18 protein-coding genes are annotated in these 23,186 nt (G+C 66.6%); 13 read left to right on the top strand and 5 right to left on the bottom strand.

All coding sequences use genetic code 11. The features are described 5' to 3' along the window. Window positions 1-352 precede the first annotated feature (352 nt). Window positions 353-3,916, bottom strand: coding sequence for a DNA polymerase III subunit alpha (gene dnaE / locus WQ53_RS03065; RefSeq protein ID WP_052630295.1), 3,564 nt, complete (start codon window positions 3,914-3,916; stop codon window positions 353-355). Window positions 3,917-4,179: 263 nt separating this feature from the next. Between dnaE and WQ53_RS03060 the strand changes: the two genes are divergently transcribed. Together WQ53_RS03060 and WQ53_RS03055 are read left to right on the top strand one after the other, a co-directional pair. Continuing rightward, window positions 4,180-5,412, top strand: coding sequence for a DUF418 domain-containing protein (locus WQ53_RS03060; RefSeq protein WP_052630293.1), 1,233 nt, complete (start codon window positions 4,180-4,182; stop codon window positions 5,410-5,412). 21 nt (window positions 5,413-5,433) lie between these two features. Beyond that, window positions 5,434-6,351 carry a bile acid:sodium symporter family protein gene (locus tag WQ53_RS03055; RefSeq protein WP_052630290.1) on the top strand — a complete coding sequence of 306 codons (918 nt, stop codon included), beginning with the start codon at window positions 5,434-5,436 and terminating at the stop codon, window positions 6,349-6,351. Between the two features lie 30 nt (window positions 6,352-6,381). Here WQ53_RS03055 and WQ53_RS03050 read toward each other — a convergent pair whose 3' ends face one another. After that, window positions 6,382-7,356 (bottom strand): AraC family transcriptional regulator, encoded by a 975-nt coding sequence (locus WQ53_RS03050; RefSeq protein WP_052630288.1) that lies wholly within the window; start codon window positions 7,354-7,356, stop codon window positions 6,382-6,384. 369 nt (window positions 7,357-7,725) lie between these two features. Between WQ53_RS03050 and WQ53_RS03045 the strand changes: the two genes are divergently transcribed. The 8 genes from WQ53_RS03045 to WQ53_RS03010 all read left to right on the top strand — a co-directional run bounded on the left by WQ53_RS03045 (window position 7,726) and on the right by WQ53_RS03010 (window position 16,112). Continuing rightward, window positions 7,726-8,484, top strand: a complete 759-nt coding sequence (locus WQ53_RS03045) for a transporter (RefSeq protein ID WP_201774024.1) — start codon at window positions 7,726-7,728, stop codon at window positions 8,482-8,484. 234 nt (window positions 8,485-8,718) lie between these two features. Beyond that, complete coding sequence (locus WQ53_RS03040; protein WP_052630285.1) at window positions 8,719-9,669, top strand: formylglycine-generating enzyme family protein; 951 nt, start codon at window positions 8,719-8,721, stop codon at window positions 9,667-9,669. A gap of 52 nt (window positions 9,670-9,721) precedes the next feature. After that, window positions 9,722-12,055 carry an arylsulfatase gene (locus WQ53_RS03035; RefSeq protein WP_052630284.1) on the top strand — a complete coding sequence of 778 codons (2,334 nt, stop codon included), beginning with the start codon at window positions 9,722-9,724 and terminating at the stop codon, window positions 12,053-12,055. Window positions 12,056-12,144: 89 nt separating this feature from the next. Next, the gene (locus WQ53_RS03030) at window positions 12,145-12,612 is read left to right on the top strand and encodes a hypothetical protein (RefSeq protein ID WP_236685898.1); all 468 of its coding nucleotides are present in this window, start codon (window positions 12,145-12,147) and stop codon (window positions 12,610-12,612) included. Between the two features lie 21 nt (window positions 12,613-12,633). Then, the gene (locus WQ53_RS03025; RefSeq protein WP_201774023.1) at window positions 12,634-13,095 is read left to right on the top strand and encodes a YidH family protein; all 462 of its coding nucleotides are present in this window, start codon (window positions 12,634-12,636) and stop codon (window positions 13,093-13,095) included. An 85-nt stretch (window positions 13,096-13,180) separates the two neighbouring features. After that, a complete protein-coding gene (locus WQ53_RS03020) occupies window positions 13,181-14,788 on the top strand; it encodes an arylsulfatase (protein ID WP_052630280.1) in 1,608 nt (535 codons plus the stop codon). A 97-nt stretch (window positions 14,789-14,885) separates the two neighbouring features. Then, window positions 14,886-15,635: a hypothetical protein gene (locus WQ53_RS03015; protein ID WP_144409207.1), complete on the top strand. Its 750-nt coding sequence runs from the start codon at window positions 14,886-14,888 to the stop codon at window positions 15,633-15,635. 69 nt (window positions 15,636-15,704) lie between these two features. After that, the gene (locus WQ53_RS03010) at window positions 15,705-16,112 is read left to right on the top strand and encodes a hypothetical protein (protein ID WP_144409206.1); all 408 of its coding nucleotides are present in this window, start codon (window positions 15,705-15,707) and stop codon (window positions 16,110-16,112) included. A 217-nt stretch (window positions 16,113-16,329) separates the two neighbouring features. On the opposite strand, the gene WQ53_RS16170 is transcribed toward WQ53_RS03010, so the two are convergent. From WQ53_RS16170 to WQ53_RS16565, 3 genes are all read right to left on the bottom strand, one after another. After that, window positions 16,330-16,983: a YidH family protein gene (locus tag WQ53_RS16170; RefSeq protein WP_082113107.1), complete on the bottom strand. Its 654-nt coding sequence runs from the start codon at window positions 16,981-16,983 to the stop codon at window positions 16,330-16,332. A 281-nt stretch (window positions 16,984-17,264) separates the two neighbouring features. Continuing rightward, window positions 17,265-18,947: a mechanosensitive ion channel family protein gene (locus WQ53_RS03000; protein WP_158497805.1), complete on the bottom strand. Its 1,683-nt coding sequence runs from the start codon at window positions 18,945-18,947 to the stop codon at window positions 17,265-17,267. A 268-nt stretch (window positions 18,948-19,215) separates the two neighbouring features. Next, the gene (locus WQ53_RS16565; protein ID WP_052630271.1) at window positions 19,216-20,424 is read right to left on the bottom strand and encodes a BamA/TamA family outer membrane protein; all 1,209 of its coding nucleotides are present in this window, start codon (window positions 20,422-20,424) and stop codon (window positions 19,216-19,218) included. Between the two features lie 393 nt (window positions 20,425-20,817). On the opposite strand from WQ53_RS16565, the gene WQ53_RS02990 reads away from it, so the two are divergent. From WQ53_RS02990 to WQ53_RS02980, 3 genes are all read left to right on the top strand, one after another. Beyond that, a complete protein-coding gene (locus WQ53_RS02990) occupies window positions 20,818-21,750 on the top strand; it encodes an HAD family hydrolase (RefSeq protein WP_052630269.1) in 933 nt (310 codons plus the stop codon). A 64-nt stretch (window positions 21,751-21,814) separates the two neighbouring features. Beyond that, a complete protein-coding gene (locus WQ53_RS02985) occupies window positions 21,815-22,777 on the top strand; it encodes a formylglycine-generating enzyme family protein (protein ID WP_236685897.1) in 963 nt (320 codons plus the stop codon). Further along, window positions 22,774-23,145, top strand: coding sequence for a DUF1622 domain-containing protein (locus tag WQ53_RS02980; protein WP_052630267.1), 372 nt, complete (start codon window positions 22,774-22,776; stop codon window positions 23,143-23,145). The genes WQ53_RS02985 and WQ53_RS02980 overlap by 4 nt, the downstream gene beginning before the upstream one ends. Window positions 23,146-23,186: the final 41 nt, after the last annotated feature.

Genomic DNA, 23,186 nt, shown 5'->3' with positions numbered 1-23,186 from the left:
GACGTGGCGGGCCGGGGGTATTGCGGCAGTGGCCATGGATGGCCACGTCGGCGAGTCGGCACATGGATGTGCCGTCGAGACGACCGCAATACCCCCGGCCTGCCACGGCTCAGACCGAAGCCGACGCAAGCCTGGCGCTTTTGCGGTTGCCGTTGTAGTTACGCTTTTGCCGTTGCCGTTGAGCAGTTGCAATTGCATGCAGCGGGCAGCGGGCAGCGGGCAGCGGGCAGCGGGCAGCGGGCAGCCGGGCGACGGGCGACGGGCGACGGGCGACGGGCGACGGGCGACGGGCGACGGGCAGCCGGGCGACGGGCGACGGGCGACGGGCGCAGCGGCGTGCGAGGTCTTCGGCTCAGTGCGCCCAGGGGCGGCCGATGGCGACCTTGACCGCGCGCACGCCGGGCTGGGCGCGCAGTGCGTCGAGCAGCGGCGGGGCGACGCGGACCGAATTGGGGCCGTTGAGGTCGAGCACGCCGGTGGCGCCGTCGCCCTGGCGCCCGACCTGCAGGTGCAGGCGCAGCGGGGTCGGGCCGGGACGGTGGCGGGCGAGCACCGTGTCGATCCGCTGCCAGGTCGCCGGGTCGCGCAGGTCCACCCGCAGCGACAGCCGCTGCGCATGCTGCGCGCACAGCTGCTCGTAATCCCAGGCCTGCTTCAGGCGCAGGCTCCAGCCGCCGTTGAACTCGTCCTCGCGCAGGCCACCCTGCACCACCAGCACGCGGTCGCGCACCAGCAGGCTGGACAGGTCCTGGGCCACCTCCGCGAATACACCGCACTCCAGCCGCCCGCGGCCGTCCTCCAGTTGCACGAACACCTGGCTGTCACCCTTGCGGCGGATGCCGACCACCAGGCCGGCCACCACCACCTGCACCTCCGGCCGCCAGCCGCGCTTCTCGCCGGCGGCCGACCACAGCCGGTCCAGTTCGCCCAGGTCCGAACCGACCAGCTGCCGGACTTCCTCGCGGTAAGGATCGAACGGGTGGCCGCTGAGGTAGTGGCCGAGGGTGTCGCGTTCGCCGTCCAGCAACTGGCGCAGCGTCCACTCCTCGGCTTCCGGCAGGTCCAGCTTCAGCGCCGGGCCTTCGTCGCCGGCGGGCGCGCCGAACAGCGACACCTGGCCGGCGGCGCGTTCCTTCGCGAGCTGGTCGGTGGCCTTCATCACTTCCGGCAGTTGCAGCATCAAGGTGGCACGGTTGCGGCCCAGCGCGTCCAGCGCGCCGGCATTGATCATCGCCTCCAGCGCGCGGCGGTTGAGCTTGGTCGAATCCACCCGTCTGCAGAAATCGAGCAGGTCGGCGTAGTCGCCGCCGCGCTCGCGCTCGGCCACGATCGCCTCGCACAGGCCGCGGCCCACGCCCTTGATCGCGCCCAGGCCATAACGCACCGTGTCGGCGGCCACCGCCTCGAACATGTAGGCCGAGGCGTTGACCTGCGGCGGCAGCACGACCAGGTTCAGTCCGCGCGCCTCGGTGAGGAAGCCGACCACCTTGTCGGTGTTGTCCATGTCCGAGGACAGCGTGGCGGCCATGAATTCGGCCGGGTAGTGCTTCTTCAGCCATGCGGTCTGGTAGGCGACCAGCGAATACGCGGCGGCGTGCGACTTGTTGAAGCCGTAGCCGGCGAACTTCTCCATCAGGTCGAAGATCTCGTCGGCCTTGCGCTCGCTGAGCCCGTTCCTGGCCGCGCCTTCGCGGAACTTTTCGCGTTCCTTGGCCATCTCCGAGGCGATCTTCTTGCCCATCGCACGGCGCAGCAGGTCGGCGCCGCCCAGCGAGTAGCCGCCGACGATCTGCGCCATCTGCATGACCTGCTCCTGGTAGACCATGATGCCGTAGGTCTCCTGGAGCATGGCCTCGGTGCGCGGGTCGGGGTACTCGAATTCCTCCTGACCGTGCTTGCGCGCGACGAACGACGGAATCATTTCCATTGGACCGGGGCGGTACAGCGCGTTCAGCGCGATCAGGTCCTCGAAGCGGTCGGGCCTGGCGTCCTTCAGCGCGCGGCGCATGCCCGCCGATTCGAACTGGAACACCGAGCCGGTGTTGCCATTGGCGAAGATGTCGCGATAGACGCTTGCGTCGTCCAGCGGCAGCGTCGCGATGTCCAGCGGCGGGATCCCGGCGCGCCCATGCCGGACATTGATCGCCTTCACCGCCCAGTCGATGATCGTCAGCGTGCGCAGGCCGAGGAAATCGAACTTGACCAGGCCGATCGCCTCGACGTCGTCCTTGTCGAACTGGGTGACCGGGTTGCGGCCCAGGCCGTCGTGGTCGTGTTCGGCGAACAGCGGGCAGAAGGTGTGCAGCGGCTCGGGCGCGATCACCACGCCGCCGGCGTGCTTGCCGGCGTTGCGGGTCAGGTCCTCCAGCTCGCGGGCCAGGTCGATCAGGTCGCGGACGTCCTCCTCGGCGCCGTAGCGCTGGATCAGCTCGTCCGAGCGCATCGACGAATCCTTGCCTTCGCCCATCGCGTCCTTGAGCGAGATGCCCAGCACGATCGGGATCAGCTTGGCCACGCTGTCGACGAAGCCGTACGGGAAGCCGAGCACGCGGCCTGCGTCGCGCACCACCGCCTTGGCCGCCATGGTGCCGTAGGTGATGATCTGGCTGACCCGCTCGCGGCCGTACTTGCCGGCGACGTAGTCGATCACCTCGTCGCGCCGGTCCATGCAGAAGTCGATGTCGAAGTCGGGCATCGACACGCGTTCCGGGTTGAGGAAGCGCTCGAACAGCAGGTTGTACGGCAGCGGGTCCAGGTCGGTGATCTGCAGCGCCCAGGCTACCAGCGAGCCGGCGCCCGAGCCGCGGCCCGGGCCGATCGGGATGCCGTGGTTCTTGCCCCACTGGATGAAGTCGGCCACGATCAGGAAGTAGCCGGGGAAGCCCATCTCGATGATGGTGTCCAGCTCGAAATCCAGCCGCTCCACGTAGTCCTGGCGGGTCCTGCCGGGAGCCAGCGGGTTCTTCGCCAGGCGCGCTTCCAGGCCCTCGTGCGACTGCTTGCGGATCCAGCTGTCCAGGGTCTCGTCGGACGGCACCGGGTAGGCGGGCAGGGCGTACTTGCCCAGGGTCAGTTCGAGGTTGCAGCGGCGCGCCAGCTCGACCGTGTTGGAGATCGCGTCGGGCACGTCGGCGAACAGCGCGGCCATCTCCTCGGCCGACTTCAGGTATTGCTCGGCGCTGTAGTCGCGCGGGCGCTTGGGATCGTCCAGCACCCGGCCGGAGGCGATGCACACGCGCGCCTCGTGCGCGTCGAAGCCGGCCTTGTCCAGGAAGCGCACGTCGTTGGACGCCACCACCGGGATGCCGCGCGCGGCCGAGGCGTGCAGGGCGAAGGCGTTGAACGCCTCCTCGCCGTCGCGGCCGGTGCGCACCAGCTCCAGGCACAGGTTGCCGCCGAAGGCGCGCTGCCAGTCGGCCAGCTGCTGCTCGGCCAGGTCGTGGCGGTGCTCGGCGGCCAGGCGCCCGGCCAGGCTCTCGCGGCCGGCGAGCAGGATCAGGCCGTCGCCGCACTCGCGCAGCCATTCGGGCATCACCGCCACCCCGCCTTCGGCGCGGTGGCCCTCCATCCAGGCGCGGGTCAGCAGGCGCGAGAGGTCGAGGTAGCCGCCGTGGTCACGGCACAGCGCGGTCAGCCGCCACGGCGCCTCGCCGGGGCCGGCGGCCACCGCCAGGTCGGCGCCGGCGATGGGCTTGATGCCCACGCCTTCGGCCGCCTTGTAGAACTTGATCAGGGCGAACAGGTTGTTGAGGTCGGTGACCGCCAGCGCCGGCAGGCCCAGTTCCACCGCGCGGCTGAGCAGGTTGGCCTGCTTGGCCTTGGCCGGGTCGGCCTGGTCCGGTTTTTCGGGCACGCGGATGGTCGAGTCCGCAAGCGAAAACTCGGTATGGACGTGGAGGTGGACGAACCCGGACATGCGGCGACGAGGGTACCGGCGGGGGGGAAGGGGGACAAGGCTTGACGCGGGCGTGGCGGCCGGGAAGCGGAACCGTGCCGGGTCCGTGCCGCGCTTCTCCTTTGTAGGAGCGGGCATGACCGCGACACGGGCGTCTGGGCCACGAGGCCGTCGCCTGGGCCGACGGGCGTCGGGTCGCGGTCATGCCCGCTCCTGCACAAGGGCGCAGCACACCGCGCGCCGGTTTTGGTCCATCATCGCGCCGTCCCACCGGAACGGAGACCGTGGTGAACCCGACGCAACTGGCCCCGATCGCGCCCGGCGAACGCATCGCCACCCTCGACGTGCTGCGCGGGTTCGCCCTTGGCGGCATCCTGCTGATGAACATGGAATCCTTCGTCGGTCCGGTGCTGGGCGCCAGCACCGGCGTCGATCCGCAGCTGACCGGCGCCAACCGCATCGCCGACGGCCTGATCTACTTCTTCGTGCAGGGCAAGTTCTTCACCCTGTTCTCGCTGCTGTTCGGCATGGGCTTCGCGATGATGGTCCAGCGCGCCGCCGCGGCCGGGCGGCCGTTCGCGGGCCTGTACTGGCGGCGCAGCCTGGCCCTGCTGGGCATCGGCCTGGTCCACGCGCTGCTGGTGTGGTCCGGCGACGTGCTGGTCACCTACGCGCTGCTGTCGATTCCGCTGCTGGCGTTCCGCGACGTGCCCACGCGCTGGCTGGCCTGGCTGGGCGTGGCCTTCTACCTGGCCGCGCCGGCCATGCTGCTCGGGCTGGGTTTCCTCTCGCTCTGGGTCCCCGGCTGGGACCAGATCATGGCCCGGGGCGGGCAGGAAGTGGCCGGCCTGCTGGAAGACCAGCGCCAGGCCTACGGCTCGGGCAGCTACGCCGACGCGGTGGTCCAGCGCGTGCGCGACTTCGGCGTGGTCCTGTCCAACCTGATGGTGATAGGCGCGATGGTGTTCGGCATGTTCCTGATCGGCGCGGCGTTCCTGCGCAGCGGCGCGATCCAGCGGCCCGGGCTGCACCCGCGCCTGTACCAGTGGCTGCGCTGGGGCGTGCTGCCGGCGGGCCTGCTGGTGATGCTCGCCTCGCTGCTGATCCAGCCGTCGATGGCGTTCACCGTGTTCGACCTGCGCACCGGCCTGGCGCAATCGCTGGCCCTGGTCGCCGGCGCGCTGATGTGCCTGGGCTACCTGGCCTGGGTGATGCGCGCGCTGGAGCAGCCGGTCTGGCACCACTGGCTGGGCTGGCTGGCCCCGGCCGGGCGCATGGCCCTGACCAACTACCTGGTGCAGTCGGTCGTGTGCACGCTGGTGTTCTACGGCTATGGGCTCGGCTTCTTCGAGCACCTGCCGCGCTTCTGGCAGATCCCGTTCGCGCTGGGCCTGTTCGCGGTGCAGGTGCTGTACAGCCAGTGGTGGCTGGAGCGCTTCCGCTTCGGCCCGGCGGAATGGTTGTGGCGCTCGCTGACCTATATGCGCCTGCAGCCCATGCGGTTGCAGGCGACCTGACCGGCCGCGTGGACTAGACCCATGCCAGGGCCGGTCGATGGCGCGCTCCAGGTGGATGGCCTGATCCGGGCCGGCCTGCCTGTCGCCAACTTCCTCATCATGCTGGGGATCGGCATGGCGTTGACCGTGCCGGAGCTGGCACAGGTGGCGCGCCGGCCGAAGCCCTTGCTGGTCGGGCTCGCCGGCCACTACCTGCTCCTGCCACTGATCGGCTTCGCCTTCGCCTTCGCGTTCCTGTTCCGGCATTCCTACGAGCTCGCGGTCGGGTTCGTCCTGATCGCCGCATGTCCCAGTGCGAGCAGTTCGAACGCATTGACCTACCTGGCGCGCGGCAATCTGGCGCTGGCGGTAACGCTCACGGCGTCCAGCACGCTGCTGACCCTGCTCACCATCCCCCTGCTGACCGGAGCGGCGCTGCAGCTGTTCGCCGGGCAATCCAGGCCGATCCCGCTGCCCGTCGCGCAGATGCTGGGCCACCTGGTGCTGCTGGTGGTGGTGCCGCTGCTGGCGGGCATGGCGGCCCGGCACCTGCTGCCGCGCTTTTGCCGTGTCGCCGAGTCCTGGCTGAACAGGATCGGCCTGGTCCTGTTGCTGGGCCTGATCGCCGGCATCGTCGTGGACCAGCGGGAGGTGGTACTGCCCTGGATGGGCAAGCTGGCGCTGGCCACGGGCGGCATGTGCTTGGCGGCATTGTGTGCCGGGCACCTGCTCGGCCGACTGTGCGGGCTGGAGCGGCGCGATGCGGTGACCATCGGGCTGGAGGTCGGCGTGCAGAACTGCTTGCTGGCGTTCCTGATCGCCTTCAACGTGCTGCAATCGGTGACCCTGGGCATGCCGGCCGCCATCTATGGCGTGGTGATGTACGTGCTGGCGTTCGCGTTCGTGTTCGCCAGCCGCCGATCGATCGCCGCGCGCGCAGCGGCCGGAGCGGAAGTCTGAGGAGCCCGTCGGCGATCCCGATGACGTGTCCTACCTGCGATGGGTCCTCAGCGTCTCGGAGGGTTTCTCGCCGAACGCGCCGTAGTACTTCATCGCGAAGTTGCCCATATTGCTGAAGCCGCACATGAAGCCGATCTTGGTCACGCTGGTGCCGGGCGCGGGCCGGCTCAACAGTTCACGCGCATGGCGCAGGCGGACCTGGCTCAGGTAGACCATGGGCGAAACGCCATGGGTCTTCTTGAACAGCAGGAACAGGCTGCGCGCGCTGGTCTCGGTGATGCGGATCAGTTCTTCGATGGTGATCGACTGGTCCCAGTGCTGCTCGATGTAGTCGACCGCGCGTCGCACCTGCCAGGGTGCCGCCGCGCGCGGGGCCCCCTCCATCAGGTGCGAATAGTTGTGCCGGTTCGCGAACAGGAAGTTGACGATGATCGCGTCCTCGAGCTCGGCGACCACCAGGTCGGGAAGACCGTCCTTGTGGTGTTCGAGTTCGTCCGCCAGGAATCTCACCAGGCGCCCGTACGCGGCGACGTTCACCGGCTTGGGAGGACCGGTGAGCTTCAGTGGCGGGTCGATCGGCCTGTCCAGCAGGATCGAAAGCCGTTGCGCCAGGGCGGCAGGCGTGATCTTCAGGATCAGGTTGGAGAAGTCGCCGCTGTACTTGAACCTGCCGTCCGAGCTGGGACCGCCCGCAATTCCGCCGAGGTCCGGCCGGACCGGCACGACGTGTTCGTTCCACTGCACTTCGCCGCTGCCGGTGAGCGGGAATCCCTGCAGGTAGCAGTCGTTGTGCGCCAGCTGCGCATTCATCTGCCCGCCGTATCTGGCATAGGTCAGCGCGATCGAGGACAGCTGGCAATGATTCACCACGCAGTCGAAACGATCGCCCGCATCCGGGAATTCCAGCCTGCGCACCGCGAAAGTGCGGTTCAGCCAGTCATGCAGTTCATCCGCATCCCGGGTATGCAGGACGGGGTAGCTGTCGAGCAACGGTTCGCAGAGCATCCATTCAACTCCAACTTGCCTGTCGGAAATGGTCCTGCTGATGCCCCCCGGACCCGATGCATGTAGCGCATGGGTCGCCTCCTGTGGGGGATGGTTCTGCTATGGGAGGCAAGAATAGTCCGGCAAAGCGTTAAAGCCGCATAAAAAACCGATGACTGCGAGATTCAGCCAGCAAGTGCATGATCTAGGTGGCCCGGAGTCGGTGCGGGGCGTATCAGGGTCACCTTGACCCCCATCCGTCACTGAGCGGCAATGGACCTTCCTACTTCATACGCAGCAGGAATGACTTCAGGGCCACGGGCGACCCGGCCACGGGGCTGGTGCGGCCGACAGCCCATGCGTGGGTGGTGGCCGGCGGCAGGGATTCTCTTGCTTTTCGCCTTCAATTCCCCGGCGGCCGCCCAGGATGCGGACGAGCTGGCCAAACAGTTGTCCAACCCGGTCGCGAGCCTGATCAGCGTGCCGATGCAGCTCAACTACGACGATTGGGAGAGCGGCGGCAGCAGAACCTTCCTCAACGTGCAGCCGGTGGTTCCGATCTCCATCGGCGAGGACTGGAACCTCATCTCGCGCACGATCGTGCCGCTGGTCTACCAGGAGGACCTGTTCCCGGGCGCGGGCAGTCAGTTCGGCACCGGCGACGTCACCCAGAGCCTGTTCTTCTCGCCGAAGAAGCCGACCGCGGGCGGCTGGATCTGGGGAGTGGGGCCGGCATTGATGCTGCCGACGGCCAGTGACGACCTGCTCGGCACCGGCAAGTGGGGCGCCGGGCCCACCGCGGTGGTGCTCAGGCAGACCGAGGGCGGCTGGACCTACGGCGCGCTGGTGAACCACATCTGGTCGTTCTCCGGCGACAGTGACCGCGACGACGTCAACTCCACCTTCATGCAGCCATTCCTGTCCAGGGGCCTGGGGCAGGGGCGCACGGTCACCGTCAACTTCGAGTCCTCGTACAACTGGGAGGGCGAGCAGTGGACGGTTCCGGTCAATGTCGGCTACAGCAAGGTGTCGAAGATCGGCGGCCAGCTGGTGAGCTACTACGGCGGGGCACGCTACTACCTCGACGCACCCGATGGCGGTCCAGACTGGGGCCTGCGATTCGTTTTCACATTGCTGTATCCGAAGTAGCCGCGATGAAGTTATAGGGCGGTGAAATGCGGCTTCATCGCTGTTTTGCGCTATCCGGCCAGCCTGTTCCGATTCGCGGGTGGTGATGTGACGGTTGGCCGCTAGTCTGGAACTTGCCAGTCAGTCCGATCCCCCGTCTTCTCGGGCAACCACCGGTACGCGCCAGTGGCAGAGATAGGTTTCCCAGTCGCTCAGGTCGCAGCGCCCGCTCCGTCCGCGGACCGTGCCGACGGGATGGTCTTGATTTCCGGCGGTACCTTCCTGATGGGGTCCGACCGCCACTACCAGGAAGAGGCGCCCGCCCACCGGGTGACGGTGGATGGCTTCCTCATCGACCGTGGCCCGGTCACAAACCGCCAGTTCCTGGCGTTCGTCACGGCGACCGGGCATGTGACCGTCGCGGAAAAGTATCCCGATCCTTCCGCCTATCCCGGCGCGTTGCCGCACATGCTGCAGCCCGGATCGCTGGTGTTCTCGCCGCCCGCTTCCGTGGCGGGCCTGGACAATGCATACCAGTGGTGGAGCTACGAGTTCGGCGCGGACTGGCGGCATCCGTTGGGCAGCTTCAGCTCCATCGACGGGTTGCTCGATCATCCCGTGGTCCATGTCGCCTATGCGGATGCCTGCGCCTATGCGCAGTGGGCCGGCAAGTCGTTGCCTACCGAAGCGGAATGGGAGTTCGCGGCACGCGGCGGGCTCGACGCGGCCGAGTACGCCTGGGGCGACGAATTCGTGCCGGTCGGACGGCACATGGCCAATACCTGGCAGGGCCGCTTCCCGGTGGAGAACCTGCTGGCGGACGGCTACCTGCGCACGTCGCCCGTCGGGACCTTCCCGCCGAACGGGTACGGCCTGGTCGACATGATCGGCAACGTCTGGGAATGGACCAGCGACTACTGGACAGAACGCCATCCGCAGCCGGCCGGCAAGTCCTGTTGCATACCCGTCAATCCGCGGACAGGCACGGCGGCGGGCAGTTTCGATCCCGGGCAGCCGGCGGTCAGGATCCCGCGTCGCGTGCTCAAGGGCGGCTCGCACCTGTGCGCGCCCAACTACTGCCGCCGCTACCGTCCCGCGGCGCGCCACGCCGAACCCGAAGACACCTCGACCAGCCACGTCGGTTTCCGCTGCGTGCGTCGGGTCGTCCCCGCATTGGCCGATTCCCCCGCCCAGATACCCGAGTAGGAAGGAACCTCAGTCAGAAACCCCAGGAAGAACAATCAGGAGCAAACAGGTCATGGCAAAGAAAGAATTCAAGGGCGTCATCAAGCTCGACGTGCGCGACTCCACGCCGGACTGGGGTCCGTACACCCCCCCCAAGGCCCCGGAAGGGGCGCCGAACATCCTGATCGTCCTCTACGACGACACCGGCCAGGCCGCATGGGAGCCCTACGGCGGCCGCATCCACATGCCGACCCTGCAGAAGCTGGCGGACAACGGTCTCATCTACACGCAATGGCACACCACGGCGCTGTGCTCGCCGACGCGTTCGACCTTCCTGACCGGCCGAAACCACCACCTCAACGGCATGTCCTGCATCACCGAGGGCGCGCAAGGTTTCCCGGGTTGGAGCGGACGCACCCCCGAGGAGTGCGCGACCATCGGCCAGGTCCTGCAGGAGAACGGTTTCAGCACCTTCTGGCTGGGCAAGCAGCACAACGTGCCCGAGCAGGACATCTGCGCCGGCGGCAACCGTTCGGAATGGCCGGTGCAGAAGGGCTTCGACCGCTACTACGGCTTCATCGGCGGCGAGACCAACCAGTGGTATCCGGACCTGGTCGAGGACAACAAGTTCATCGACCAGCCCTACGGGCCGGAAGACGGCTACCACCTGTCCAGGGACCTGGTCGACCAGGCCCTGCAGATGATCAGAGACCAGAAGGCGTCCAATCCATCCAAGCCCTGGTTCATGTGGCTGTGTCCGGGCGCCAACCATGCCCCGCACCACGCGCCCAAGGAGTACATCGACAAGTACAAGGGCAAGTTCGACGATGGCTACGAAGCCTATCGCGAGTGGGTGATGAAGCGGATGATCGGGAAGGGCATGTTGCCGGCCGACACCAAGCTGCCGCCGATCAATCCGTTGCCCGAAGACGTGGCCAACCCCGCCGACGCGGTACGGCCGTGGGATTCTCTCAATGCCGACGAGAAGAAGCTATTCGCGCGCATGGCCGAGGTCTATGCCGGCTTCTCCGAGTACACGGACGTGCAGGTCGGCCGGCTGGTCGATTATCTGGAGCAGAGCGGCCAGCTGGAGAACACGTTGATCTTCTACTGCGCCGACAATGGTGCCTCCGGCGAAGGCAGCCCATCCGGTTCTGTCAACGAGAACAAGTTCTTCAACAACTATCCGGACGAGTTGTCCGAGAACCTGAAGTACCTGGACGTGCTGGGCGGGCCGGAAACCTACAACCATTATCCGACCGGCTGGGCGGTGGCGTTCTCCACGCCCTACAAGATGTTCAAGCGCTACTCGGAGTATGCCGGAGGCACCGCCTGCCCGATGGTCGTCCACTGGCCCAAGGGCATCAAGGCAAAGGGCGAGGTACGCAACCAGTACCACCATTCGGTGGACATCGTGCCGACCATCCTCGAGGCGGTGGGGCTGGAGATGCCCAAGGTTTACCGAGGCGTGGATCAGTACCCGCTGTCGGGCGTTTCGATGAAGTATTCGTTCGATGCCAAGCCGGATGCGCCCACGCAGAAGAAGCACCAGTACTACGCCATGCTCGGTACCCGCGGCATGTGGGAGGACGGCTGGAAGGCCGCCGCCTTGCATGCTCCGCTCACCGGCAAGGGACATTTCGACAAGGACGAATGGGAGTTGTACCACGTCGACAACGACCGTTCCGAGTCGAGGAATCTTGCCACGGAGCATCCGGACAAGCTCGAGGCGCTGATCAAGCGCTGGTTCGAGGAAGCAGAGACGAACAAGGTGCTGCCGCTGGACGACCGCAGCGCGGCTGAACTGCTGGGCGTGGAGCGCCCGACCGAAGAGCCGCCGCGCGAGCGCTACATCTATTACCCGGGCACCTCGCCGGTTCCGGAGGGTGTGGCGGTCAACGTGCGCGGCCGCTCGTACAAGATTCTGGCCGACATCGAGGTCGAGGACGCGGACTGCTCAGGCGTGATCTTCGCCCACGGTTCGCGCTTCGGCGGGCACAGCCTGTTCGTCAAGGACGGGAAGCTGCACTATGTCTACAACTTCCTCGGCATCAAGCCCGAGCAGAAATTCGTGTCGAAGACGCAGCTCAAGCCGGGCAAGTACTCCGTCGGCATGGAGTTTACCCGCGAGGCGGCGGGCCCCCACGGTGAATCGCTGGGCAAGACGAAGTTGTACGTGAACGACAAAGTCGAGGCCGAGGGCGAGATGAAGACCCAACTGGGCAAGTTCACCTTGTCCGGCGACGGTCTGTGCATCGGCCGCGACAGCGGCGACGCGGTGAGCGAGGACTACACGACGCCCGGCGAGTTCATAGGCGGTGAGATCAAGTTCGTCGGCGTCACCGTGGAGAAGGCCCAATACCTGGACCTGGAGAAGCTGGCGGCGGCGGCCTTCGCCGTGGATTGACGGCGGCTTCCGGAGGGTGGCGGGCCCGTGCGCTTGCATGGGTCTGCCACCGGAGTCCGCGCTCGTCGCCCAGTACAAAGGAGCCTGGCATGAAGGCACCGTCTGCAAGAACTCATGTGGTCGTGATCATGGTCGCGCTGTTGCTCGTCTGCATCCCGGCCACGGCGCTGGCTCAGGGCGTCTGGGACAGGTTCTGGTCGGATCTCACAGCCCGGCCCGGCGGGCCCATGTCGTTCCGCTTCTTCCTGCAGCCGGCCATGGCGGCGATCGCCGCCTGGCACGACGGCAAGAAGGATGCGGCCACCGGACGCTCGCCGTACTTCTGGACGGTCCTCACCGATCCGGATCAACGGCGGGGCCGCCTGCACGAGGGCGTCAAGGCGACATCGAAGATCCTGATCATCGGCCTGGCGATGGATCTCATCTACCAGATAATCGTCTTCAAGAGCTTCTATCCGCTGGAAGCGGTCGTCGTCGCCATCGTGCTGGCCTTCGTGCCCTATCTGCTGCTTCGTGGTCCGTTCGCGCGGATCGCCAAGCGGCGTCAGTCGCGTTAGTCCACCTGCCGAGCGAGAACCATGATCGACCAAAACACCGCAATCTCTCCCTTGGATAGTCCATCCACCGAGCTGGCATCGCGACGCACCGGCATGGCGTTCCAGCGCACCCGTCTGGCCGCCGAGCGCACCCTGATGTCCGTGATCAGGACCTCGCTTTCGCTGATCAGCTTCGGTTTCACCATCCACCAGGTGTTCGAACGCCTCAAGGAGAACGAGGTCATCGAGCACGCCGCATCGGGACGCAACTTCGGAATCACGCTGGTGGTGCTCGGTGTGCTGATGCTGTTGATCGGAATCGTTTACCACCTGTGGTTCATGTACGCGCTCAGGCGCCAGCGGAGTTCGATGACCGGAGATGAACTGCTGCATGGAGAAAGTCCGTTCCCGCCTTCGATGACGCTTATCACCGCCATCCTTCTGCTCGTCCTCGGCGTGGTGGCTTTCGCCAGCATGATGCTGCAAATCGGTCCCTACAACTGAGTTCGCAAGAACGGATCTATTCAATCACACCCTGGCAAGTCGCAACTGGCTCTTGCCAGGGAACATAGGCAAGGAGAATCGCACCATGGCAACGAAAGCGACCACCAACAAAAAGGAAGCGTCGGGCAAGACGGCTGGTTCCGGAAAGAAGCCGAACATCCTGGTCATCTTCGGCGACGATATCGGCTACTGGAACGTGGGCGCCTACACCCACGGCATGATGGGCCGCACTCCCAACATCGACAGCATCGCCGAGGAAGGCATGCTGTTCACCGACCACTATGGCCAGGCCAGCTGCACCGCCGGCCGCGCCGCCTTCATCACCGGCCAGGTCCCTATCCGCACCGGCATGACCACCATTGGCATCCCCGGCTCGACGCTGGGCCTGCAGAAGGAGGACCCGACCCTGGCCGAAGTGCTCAAGGCGCAGGGCTACGCCACCGGCCAGTTCGGCAAGAATCACCTGGGCGACCGCAACGAATTCCTGCCCACGGTGCACGGATTCGACGAGTGGTTCGGCAACCTCTACCACCTCAATGCCGAAGAGGAGCCCGAGCAACTGGACTACCCGGGCCAGAAGAATCCCGAGTACACCAAGAAGTACGGGCCGCGCGGCGTGCTGCACGCCTGGGCCACGGACAAGGACGACCCGACCGAGGATCCGGTGTTCGGCCGCGTCGGCAAGCAGAAGATCGAGAACACCGGCATGCTCACCCGTGAGCGCATGCAGACCTTCGACGGCGAGGTTCTGGACAAGACCCTGGACTACCTGGAGCGCGTGGGCAAGGGCGACAAGCCGTTCTTCGTCTGGTTCAACACCACCGCCATCCACATCTGGTCGCACTCGCCGAAGGAGTACATCCAGAAGGCGGTCGACGAGGGCCGTGCCGAACAGGACTTGGTGCGCGCGAAGATGATCGAGCACGACGAGCAGATCGGCGTGCTGCTGGGCAAGCTCGAGGAACTGGGCGTGGACGACAACACCATCGTCGTCTACACCACCGACAACGGCAACGAACTGATGCTGTGGCCGGATGGCGGCTACGCGCCGTTCCGCGGCGAGAAGGGCACCACATGGGAAGGAGGGCTGCGCGTCCCGTGCCTGGTGAAGTGGCCGGGCCAGATAGAGCCGCGAAGCTCTTCCAACGGCATCCAGAGCCACGAGGACCTGTTCGTGACCCTGGCCGCTGCAGCCGGCGCCACGACCATCAAGGAGGACCTGCTCAAGGGCCACAAGATGAACGGGGTGACCTACAAGGTCCACCTGGACGGCTACAACAACCTTGACCACTGGACCGGCAAGTCGGACAAGTCCGCGCGTCGCGAGTTCTTCTACTACGACGAGACCGACCTGATGGCGGTGCGAGTGGACGCCTGGAAGATGCACATCGGCATCAAGAAGGACGGGATCTGGTGGAACGACAAGACCTATCCGAACGTTCCCTACCTGTTCAACCTGCTGATGGACCCGATGGAGAAGATGGATCCGGAATCGCACGAGTTCGGCTACATCGGGCGCAAGTTCTTCGCCCACAAGATGTGGGCGCCGCACGCGGGCTCGCCGTTCATCGCCGCGCACATCAAGAGCTTCCAGAGCTATCCGCCGCGCCAAGGCGCCGACTCACTGAGCGTGCACAAGGTGCTTGAAAAGGCGATGGCCAAGCTGGAGGCGGCAGGCACCAGCAACAACTGAGGGCGGTAGCGCCCCGGTGCCGCGGGAGCGGACACCGGGGCGATCGCCTGGTGGGCCGATGCCCGCCGATGACGCTACTGTTCCCCTGGGAGTCGCCATGGAACGAACCATCCCGACGCGATGCACGATGTCTGCGGCGCTAGTGTTGCTGTGCGCGGCTACTCCCGTTGGCGCACAGGAGAGCGGCTGGGACTGGATGATCGAGCCGTATGCCTGGGCCGCCAGTATCGGCACGGACATGCGCACGATCGACCCGCCGACGGAGGCGGACAACGAAACCTCGTTCTCCGACATCGTCAAGAAGCTGGACGGCGTTTTCATGGGGCGGATCGAGGGCCGAAACGACAACTTCGGCGTGTTCGCGGATTTCATCTACCTCGGCCTGGCCCAGGAGAAGCAGAAGCGCTTTCTCTCCACGCGCACCGACCTGGACGCGCGGTTGCTCGACGCCGCCTTCTCCGTGCGCCTCGGGGGACAGCGCGAGGCCGGGCTGGACGTCTTTGCCGGCGTCCGCTACATCGACCTGGACCTCACCACCCGGTTCGTCCCCGACAATCCGTCATTCCAGACGCGTACGATCGACCTCGGGAAGAGCTACGTCGACCTGCTGCTGGGGGCCCGCTACGCGTGGCAGCCCTCGGAAAGGTGGGGGCTGGCGTTGCGGGGGGATGGTTCGCTGGGCGACACCAAGGGCACATGGAGTACATCGTTGATGGCGAGCTACCGCACCGCCCATGGGTCGTGGCTGTTCGGCTACCGCTACCTCGACGGGCAATTCGGCAACAGCAACCTGGACGTCGACCTCAACCTGAGCGGCCCGTTGCTGGGATATGGCTTCCGCTTCTGAGCAGTTGTCGTGGCGTGCGCCGGGACGTCGCGGCATCCCCGTTTCCGGCATTGGACCAGGAGACAAATGATGGGTACAGATACCGGTTTCATGCGCAGTGCCGCATGGAGGATCCTCGCGCTTTCCATTCTTGCGCTGGCTTTTTCGTTCGGGGCGCTGGCCAAACCCTCAAACAAGTGGCGCGTGGAAATGGACGGGCGCGCCAAGGTCGACGGCGAGATCGAGCTGTCGGTCGTCCCCGAGGGCGGAGCCCCGAGCAGTGTGGTCGTGACGATACCGCGGGGGACCAGCGAGAACAGCGCGGCCAGGCTCGTGCGCGACACGCTGCGCAACACCTTCGGCAAGGACGTCTACCACGTCGAGGTGGACGACGGCGAGGACGTGCTGGTGAAGGTGCGCGGAAGCACGCCGGATTTCGATCTGATCGTGGTGCGCAACACCGCGGACGGGCTGAAGGTGCGCCTGCAGCGGGAATGAAGGACAGGGGCAGGCCCATCGCGCCCGCGGACTGGCGCTGGCGCGAGGCGGTGCGAATGCCGGCGTCCAGCCTGGCGGCCGCACATTGCGCCGCCATTGGCCGGCTGCCGGATTCGCCCTTGCCGCGGAACGGGTGGCGGTTGGCCCGGCCACGCCCGTGACCACAAGGCGGGCGCGGCATCGCCCGCGGCCGCGACGGCCTGCCGGCCCGGGGCCATCACCCCAGCGTGCCGACGCCAAAGACCATGCTGGCGATCGCGAGCACGCCGAGCGCCCACAGCATTACCGCGGTCACCAACGCCATGGACACCGGGAATCCGCTTTCGGCATGCACCAATCCCTGCTCGCGCATGCTGGTGCGCTGCCCGCGCAGCTCCAGCATCATGCGCAGGTGATAGACGATCCCCATCGTCAGCAGTATCAGGCCCATCGCCACCAGCGCCGTGCCGAAGTTGCGCGGCGCATGGCTGGTGGAGCTGATCATCTGCGAGGTCTGCAGGTGGCCGAAGAACTGGAAGATGGTGAATCCGAACCCGATCAGCGACAGCGCCGTGCGGATCACCGACATCGTGGTGCGCTCGGCGCTGAGCCGGGTGCGCTGGAAGGACATGCCCGTCCTCCGCATCGACATATCGGTACGGTTCTCCGACAGGTCGGTCCGGTGCATGGACAGGTCGGTCCGGTATTCCGAGAGTGAGGTGCGGTGCTCGGACAATCCCGTGCGGTGGTTGGACAACCCGGTACGGTAGTGGGAGTACTGGGTGGAGGCCCGTTCGTTGTCGTTGGGGTCGACATCAGGCAGGGGCGGCACCGCGGTCACTGGAACATGCGCCGGGCGCTGTGCGTGGAAGTCGCGGGACTGGCTATGCATCTGCATTTCTCCTGATGTGAAGGCGGCATAAGAGTTGCATCGGGATTGGCCACGGCCGGTACTCACCGTGGGCGCATGGTCCAGCTTGGATCGCGTGGCGACGGCGTTTCCGTGGTCGCACGCATGCGCTGGCGCAAGATGCGCGGTGCGCTTGCTGGAATCCTCTTGCCAGGCGTGCTGTCCGGTGACAGGAACGCCGCCGGCGCCGCAGCCAGACACGTTGGCGCTGATGGACGTGATGTGCAGGACGGCCAGGCCTCATTGGTTGCTTCCTCCAGCGCTCAGGTGGCATCGCCCGCATTGCCGCCGGTGGAGGTTTCGCCCGGTCCAGGCAGGCGCTCCCAATGCTGGGGCGGGACCAGCTTGGGCTGGTCCGGGTCGGCAACGTAGTGTGGCGACATGATCTGCACGCCTTCGCTGTTGAAGACGTCCTGGATGTTCGCATGCAGCTGGGTGAGCAGCAGCGGGCGACGCAGCGGGTCCGGGATCCTGGCGCGCAGCAGGTATTCGACATAGAAGTCGGACAATGCGGTCTGCAGCACGAATGGCTTGGGCTCGGTCAGGATCCCGTCCGTCCTCGCGGCTGCTTCCAGCAGCATCCGCTGCACCTGGCGCCAAGGCGCGTCGTAGCCGATCGTGACGCCGGTTTCCAGCCACATGCCGGGTCCTTCCGGATGCCGCGAATAGTTGTGCAGCTGTCCGCCCAGGACGACGTTGTTCGGAATGCTCACTTCCACGCCAGTGAGCGTCCTCAGCCGGGTGGTGAACAGGCCGATCTGCTGGACCACGCCTTCGATGTCCCCGCTGCGCACGTAGTCGCCGGCCTTCATCGTCCGCGAATAGACGATGGTGAAGCCGCCGGCCGCCTGGCCGACGATGCCGGAGGCGCCCAGCGACACCATCAGGCCCACCAGCACGCTGAGCCCCTTGAAGGCGTCCGTATCCGAGCCGGGCAGGTAGGGGTAGGCCATGGCCAGCGCGAACAGCCAGACCACGACGATGACCAGCTTGCGGGTCGGCTCGGCCAGTTCCCGGTCGATGCCGAACAACTGGAAGCGGCCGCTCTGTATTCCCTTGAAGGTCAGGGTGACGGTACGCGCGACCAGCCGTGCCAGCAGGAAGATCACGACCGCCGTGACCAGGCCGGGAATGGCCGAGGCGATGGCCGTGGACCACGCGGCCAGGCGGCCGACGATCCATGCCGTCATCGCTTCCGACCAGGGGCGGGTGAATCCGAATCGGCCCAGGACAAATCGCAGCCATTCCTCCAGTACCAGCAGGACCAGGATCGCGACCAACAGCCGGAACACCCAGTCCCCGAATACCCGCAGGCCCAGCATGACGTGCTGGAGCGGTTCGTTTGGCTGGGCATGGCGAGCCATCCACCGCTTCAGCCGCTCGCGCGAACGCCCGCCCAGCCATACCAGGCCCATGATCGCCAGGACCGCCATGGCGGTCGAAGCCAGCGACCACAGGATCCCGCGCGTCAGGTTGCCCGGAAGCCGGTCGTGCCTGGCGGTCCTGACCGCTTCCTCCAGGCGCCGGGCTGCCTCGGCCTGGGCCTGCTCCATGGTCTGTTCGTGCAGGGCGTCCAGATCCCCGGGAGTGATCAGGGTGACCAGTTCGCTGCCCAGCAGCAGCAGCGTGCCCTGGTCGCTCTTCCTGAACCCCACTTCGGGCATGCCGGGCCGGTCGACGATGCGCTGGATGTTGGCTTCGGCCGCCGCCGCGCGCAGCTCGGGCGGGCGGCCGAGGAACTCGCTGCGCAGCGTCAGGATCTCGCGGTTGTAGAAACGGACGACGCCGTCGTGCTTCTGCGCGGGCGCCGTGCCGGCTTCGGGCTGCACCTGCGCCGGTGGCGCCGGTGCGGGCTGGGCGAAAGCGGGCAACGTGGCCAGCAGCAGCGCCGCGGCCAGGCCCCGCATCATCCTGTGCAGTTGTGGCCTCGGAGCATGCATGGACATGGGGCGCTCATCCTTGCTTGGAACCGGGGGCCGGGACGGACGCTGGTTGCTCGTTGCGCAGCCGGAGCGCCAGCCCTCACAACTCATGCGTCGTCCGGTTGCGTGGCACCCATGGGTCCTCTCCCATCGACCACGCCGACGTCCCTGAGTTTGCATTGACCGATCTTTCGGTACAGGCCACCACCCGCATCCTGCAAGAAATGGCAGGAATCGCTTAGTCAGTTTCGTGATGATCAGTTCACGCCGGACGCACCGGCCGCCAGGCTCGTCAGCGCCAGGCGCTACCCATCTGGATGATGACGGTCTTCTGGTCTTCCGGCCCCCACGCATAGTCCACGCCCACGTACATTCCCAGCTGGCGCGCGACCAGGTAGCGCGCGCCAAAGCCCTTGCTGACCGCGGTCGGTGCGTCGCCGAAGCCGGCGCGCTCGCCCCAGGCGCGGCCGGCGCCGAGGAAGCCGATCCCGGCCCAGCGCGTGGTCAGGTTCCAGCGCAGTTCCGTTTCGAGCACCCCGGCCGTGTCGTCCTGGTAGCGCGCCGAAGGCACGCCGCGCAGGTCGATGTAGGGCAGGCGGTAGAAGGGGACGTCGCCATCGACGCGACGCACGTCGGCCCGGCCGCCAAGCACCAGATGCCCACCCAGCGGCCAGAAGCCATAGCCATGCAACCGGTAGCTCTGGAACTCCACGTCGCTTCCGATCGCCGGCAGGTAGGCGTTGCCCTGGACCTGGAAAAGGTAGCCGCGCGAAGGAGTGAAGGGGTTGTCGCGGCTGTCGTATTCCAAGGCCAGGCCCAGGCCGGACGACACTTGTTCGAAATCGAGGTCGGTGAACAGCGGCCGGTCGGCCGCGTTCTCCAGCCGGGGATCGACATCCATGTAGATCCATTGCGCGGACAGGAACATGTCGCGGTCGCCGAGCCTGCGCGAGACCTGCTGGAAGGACATCAGCCCCTCCAGGTTCACCGCGACCTTCTGCTGGGGAAGCACGCGTCCGCTGGTGTAGAAGTCAATGTTGAGATCGGTTCTGGCCAGCCCGCCCTTGTAGCGCCAGTCGTCTTCGCGGAAATGCAGGTTGGCGCCGGCGCCGTAGGCCTGGCTGCCGTTCTCCGTTTTCATGGCCATGACGCCCATGATGTCCGGGGTGATCATCCGAGGCTTCCCGTCCGTCCCGGTGCGTGTGGCGGGGGCGCCCTTCGGCCGGTGGAAGAAGGCCAGCGCCACCCCACCGCCGTAGCCCAGGGCGGGGTCGCTGACCACGATCGGAACCGGCAGGAATCCGTGGTGCTCCAGCAGCCATGACGACATGTCGAAACGGCCGTCCTCCCGGTCGCGGAAAGCGCCTTGCTGCGCACCTGCATCACGTCCGATCGGAACGGCATCGACCGCATCGTCCGCGGCCGGTGCCGCGCCTTGTGCGGCCGCGGCATTCGCGGCCGATGCCAGGCAGACTGCCAGGACTCCCTGAAACGCGCGCATGGGGTGGCCTCATGTCGAAGCGATCTGCCGGTGATCATATTGCCATCGGCGGCAACTGAACGCCCGTGTGGCGCATGCATGCAGGGACTGTCGGCAAGCGATCATGCCGTCCCTCGCGCATGCGGCGGCATCGCTGATCTGTCGGCGTTTTTTTCACATCGTCGTGATCGGATTCCGGCAAGAAGAGGGTCGGCTGGGGCCCCGCTGCCGTCCTTGCGCCGGCGCCCGCTTCGGTCGTTTGCGCTATCCGGCCAGACCATTCCGGTTCTAGAGTGGCGCGAAGCCCCCCGGTCGTTAATCTGGGTTGCCGGCACGACTCGACGGCCGTGGACATGTCCTCGGAACCCCGTTTTTTCGTGTGACGATGGCCGGCGTCGTCCGAAAGGAACGTCGATGAGCTCTGCACTTTCCTTGTGGAACGAGGGCGCGACCCGATCGGCGATAGTCGACTTCGTCGCACAGGTCACCCGTGAAGGCGGGGCCGATTTCGTGCCGCCCGAAGCCAGGATCGCCGTGTTCGACAACGATGGCACGCTCTGGTGCGAGAAGCCGTTCCCGATCCAGGCCGGCTTCCTGTTCGCGCGGATCGCTGAACAGGTGAAGGCGGATCCGTCGCTGGGCGCCAGGCAGCCGTGGAAGGCAGTGGTGGACGGTGACCATGCCTGGCTGGGCGACGCCATCACCAAGCACTACGGCGGTGACGACAGCGACCTGAAGGTAATGGCGGCCGGCCTGCTGTCGGCTTACGCCGGCGATGAGGTGGAGGAATTCGCGGCCGGAGCCGAGCGGTTCCTGCGCGGCTCCCGCAATCCGGTGCTCGATCGCCCCAACCTCGGGACCGTCTATGCGCCGATGCGCCAGCTGCTGCAGCACCTGGAGGACAACGGCTTCACCAACTTCATCGTTTCCGGGGGCGGTCGCGATTTCATGCGCCCGGTGACCCGCGAGCTCTACGGCATACCGCCCGACCGGGTGGTCGGCACCACCGTCGCTCTCGAATATCGCGAGGAGGACGGGCGGGGCCGCATGTATCACACCGACAAGCTGGAGTTGTTTGATGACGGGCCGGCCAAGGTGGTGCAGATATGGAGTCGGATCGGTGCGCGCCCGATATTCGCGGCCGGCAACTCCAACGGCGACCTGCCGATGATGCGTTTCGCCACGGACGGCGATGGCGCGTCCCTGGCGCTGCTGGTCGACCACGACGACGACAAGCGCGACGTCGCCTACACGGCCGGCGCGGAGAAGGCGTTGGAGCAGGCCAGGGCCCGGGGCTGGGCAGTGGCCAGCGTCCGCGACGACTGGAAACAGGTCTTCATCGACTAGTTCACGTGTTTCCCGCCGCCGTGTCCTGGTGGCGGATGTCCGGACAGACGGATGAGGAGCAGGAGTGAACAGGGAAGCGCAATTGCTGGTCAGTATCGACGACATGGTGCACGTGCCCGGTGGCATTTTCACCATGGGGTCGGACGACCACTACCCGGAGGAGAAGCCGGCGCACAAGGTGCGGGTGGATCCGTTCCGGATCGACCGGCATGCGGTGACCAACCGCGATTTCGCCCGTTTCGTCGCCGCGACAGGCTACGTGACCCTGGCCGAGAAGCCGGTCGACCCGGCCGACTATCCCGGTGCCGATCCGGCGCTGCTGGTCCCGGCATCGGTGGTGTTCGTGCCGCCGCCCGGCCGGGTGGACCTGCGCAACCACTACAACTGGTGGCAGTACATCCCCGGCGCCGACTGGCGCCACCCGCGCGGGCCGGACACCTCGATCGAGGGCATGGAAGACCATCCAGTGGTGCAGGTGGCCTACGAGGACGCGCTGGCCTATGCGCAGTGGGCCGGCAAGGAACTGCCGACCGAGGCCGAATGGGAGTTCGCCGCCAAGGGCGGCAGCGACGGCACCGAATTCGCCTGGGGCGAGGAACTGGTGCCGGGCGGGCGGTACATGGCCAACACTTGGCAGGGCGAGTTCCCGTGGGACAACCAGAAGCTCGACGGGTACGAATGGACCGCGCCGGTGGGCAGCTTCCCGGCCAACGGCTACGGCCTGTACGACATGATCGGCAACGTGTGGGAATGGACCTGCGACTGGTACCAGGAGCATGGCCGCATCCAGCGCAGCTGCTGCACCCTGGACAACCCGCGCGGCGGGGAGCGCGAGGCCAGCCTGGACGCGCGCAGTTCGGGCATTGCCATCCCGCGCCGGGTGATGAAGGGCGGTTCGCACGTGTGCGCGCCGAACTACTGCCGGCGCTACCGGCCGGCCGCGCGGATGGCCCAGCCAGTGGACACCTCGACCTGCCACGTGGGGTTCCGCTGCATCGTCCGCGGATCGAAGGAGGACCGACCATGATGCGCGAATGGCTGTACCTGCTGAGCGAACCTGTGATCGCCGCCATCGACCTGATGGCGCTGCTGCTGATCGCCTGCGCGACGCTGCACGTGTTCATCCGCGTGGTATGGCTGGTGCTGAAGGGCCAGTGGTCCGACGGGCACGAGCGGCGGGCGCTGTGGCTGGGATATGCACGCTGGCTGGTCGCCGGCCTGACCTTCCAGCTGGCGGCCGACATCGTCGAATCGTCGGTGGCGCCTTCTTGGGAGGCGATCGGCCAGCTGGGTGCGGTCGCGGTGATCCGCACCTTCCTCAACTACTTCCTCGAGCGCGATCTGGCTGAAGTGAGGGAACGGGAACTCGGTTCTCGGCACGAAGCGGCACGGTGAGGCACTTCGTGGTTGATCCGCCGTACTGAAGAGAACGCGCC

This window comes from Pseudoxanthomonas suwonensis, from assembly GCF_000972865.1.
GTDB lineage: Bacteria > Pseudomonadota > Gammaproteobacteria > Xanthomonadales > Xanthomonadaceae > Pseudoxanthomonas > Pseudoxanthomonas suwonensis_B.
The sequence above is the reverse complement of the archived record's forward strand: the minus strand, read 5'-3'. Positions and strand labels throughout refer to the sequence as shown.

Coding starts and splice junctions, on each gene's coding strand:
- WQ53_RS03020 (WP_052630280.1), top strand. CDS start 13,181: ATGGCAACGAAAGCGACCACCAACAAAAAGGAAGCGTCGGGCAAGACG.
- WQ53_RS03040 (WP_052630285.1), top strand. CDS start 8,719: ATGGTCTTGATTTCCGGCGGTACCTTCCTGATGGGGTCCGACCGCCAC.
- WQ53_RS16170 (WP_082113107.1), bottom strand. CDS start 16,983: ATGCATAGCCAGTCCCGCGACTTCCACGCACAGCGCCCGGCGCATGTT.
- WQ53_RS02990 (WP_052630269.1), top strand. CDS start 20,818: ATGAGCTCTGCACTTTCCTTGTGGAACGAGGGCGCGACCCGATCGGCG.
- WQ53_RS03025 (WP_201774023.1), top strand. CDS start 12,634: ATGATCGACCAAAACACCGCAATCTCTCCCTTGGATAGTCCATCCACC.
- WQ53_RS03015 (WP_144409207.1), top strand. CDS start 14,886: ATGGAACGAACCATCCCGACGCGATGCACGATGTCTGCGGCGCTAGTG.
- WQ53_RS16565 (WP_052630271.1), bottom strand. CDS start 20,424: ATGCGCGCGTTTCAGGGAGTCCTGGCAGTCTGCCTGGCATCGGCCGCG.
- WQ53_RS03035 (WP_052630284.1), top strand. CDS start 9,722: ATGGCAAAGAAAGAATTCAAGGGCGTCATCAAGCTCGACGTGCGCGAC.
- WQ53_RS03050 (WP_052630288.1), bottom strand. CDS start 7,356: ATGCTCTGCGAACCGTTGCTCGACAGCTACCCCGTCCTGCATACCCGG.
- WQ53_RS03055 (WP_052630290.1), top strand. CDS start 5,434: ATGCCAGGGCCGGTCGATGGCGCGCTCCAGGTGGATGGCCTGATCCGG.
- WQ53_RS03000 (WP_158497805.1), bottom strand. CDS start 18,947: ATGTCCATGCATGCTCCGAGGCCACAACTGCACAGGATGATGCGGGGC.
- WQ53_RS02980 (WP_052630267.1), top strand. CDS start 22,774: ATGATGCGCGAATGGCTGTACCTGCTGAGCGAACCTGTGATCGCCGCC.
- dnaE (WP_052630295.1), bottom strand. CDS start 3,916: ATGTCCGGGTTCGTCCACCTCCACGTCCATACCGAGTTTTCGCTTGCG.
- WQ53_RS03010 (WP_144409206.1), top strand. CDS start 15,705: ATGGGTACAGATACCGGTTTCATGCGCAGTGCCGCATGGAGGATCCTC.
- WQ53_RS03030 (WP_236685898.1), top strand. CDS start 12,145: ATGAAGGCACCGTCTGCAAGAACTCATGTGGTCGTGATCATGGTCGCG.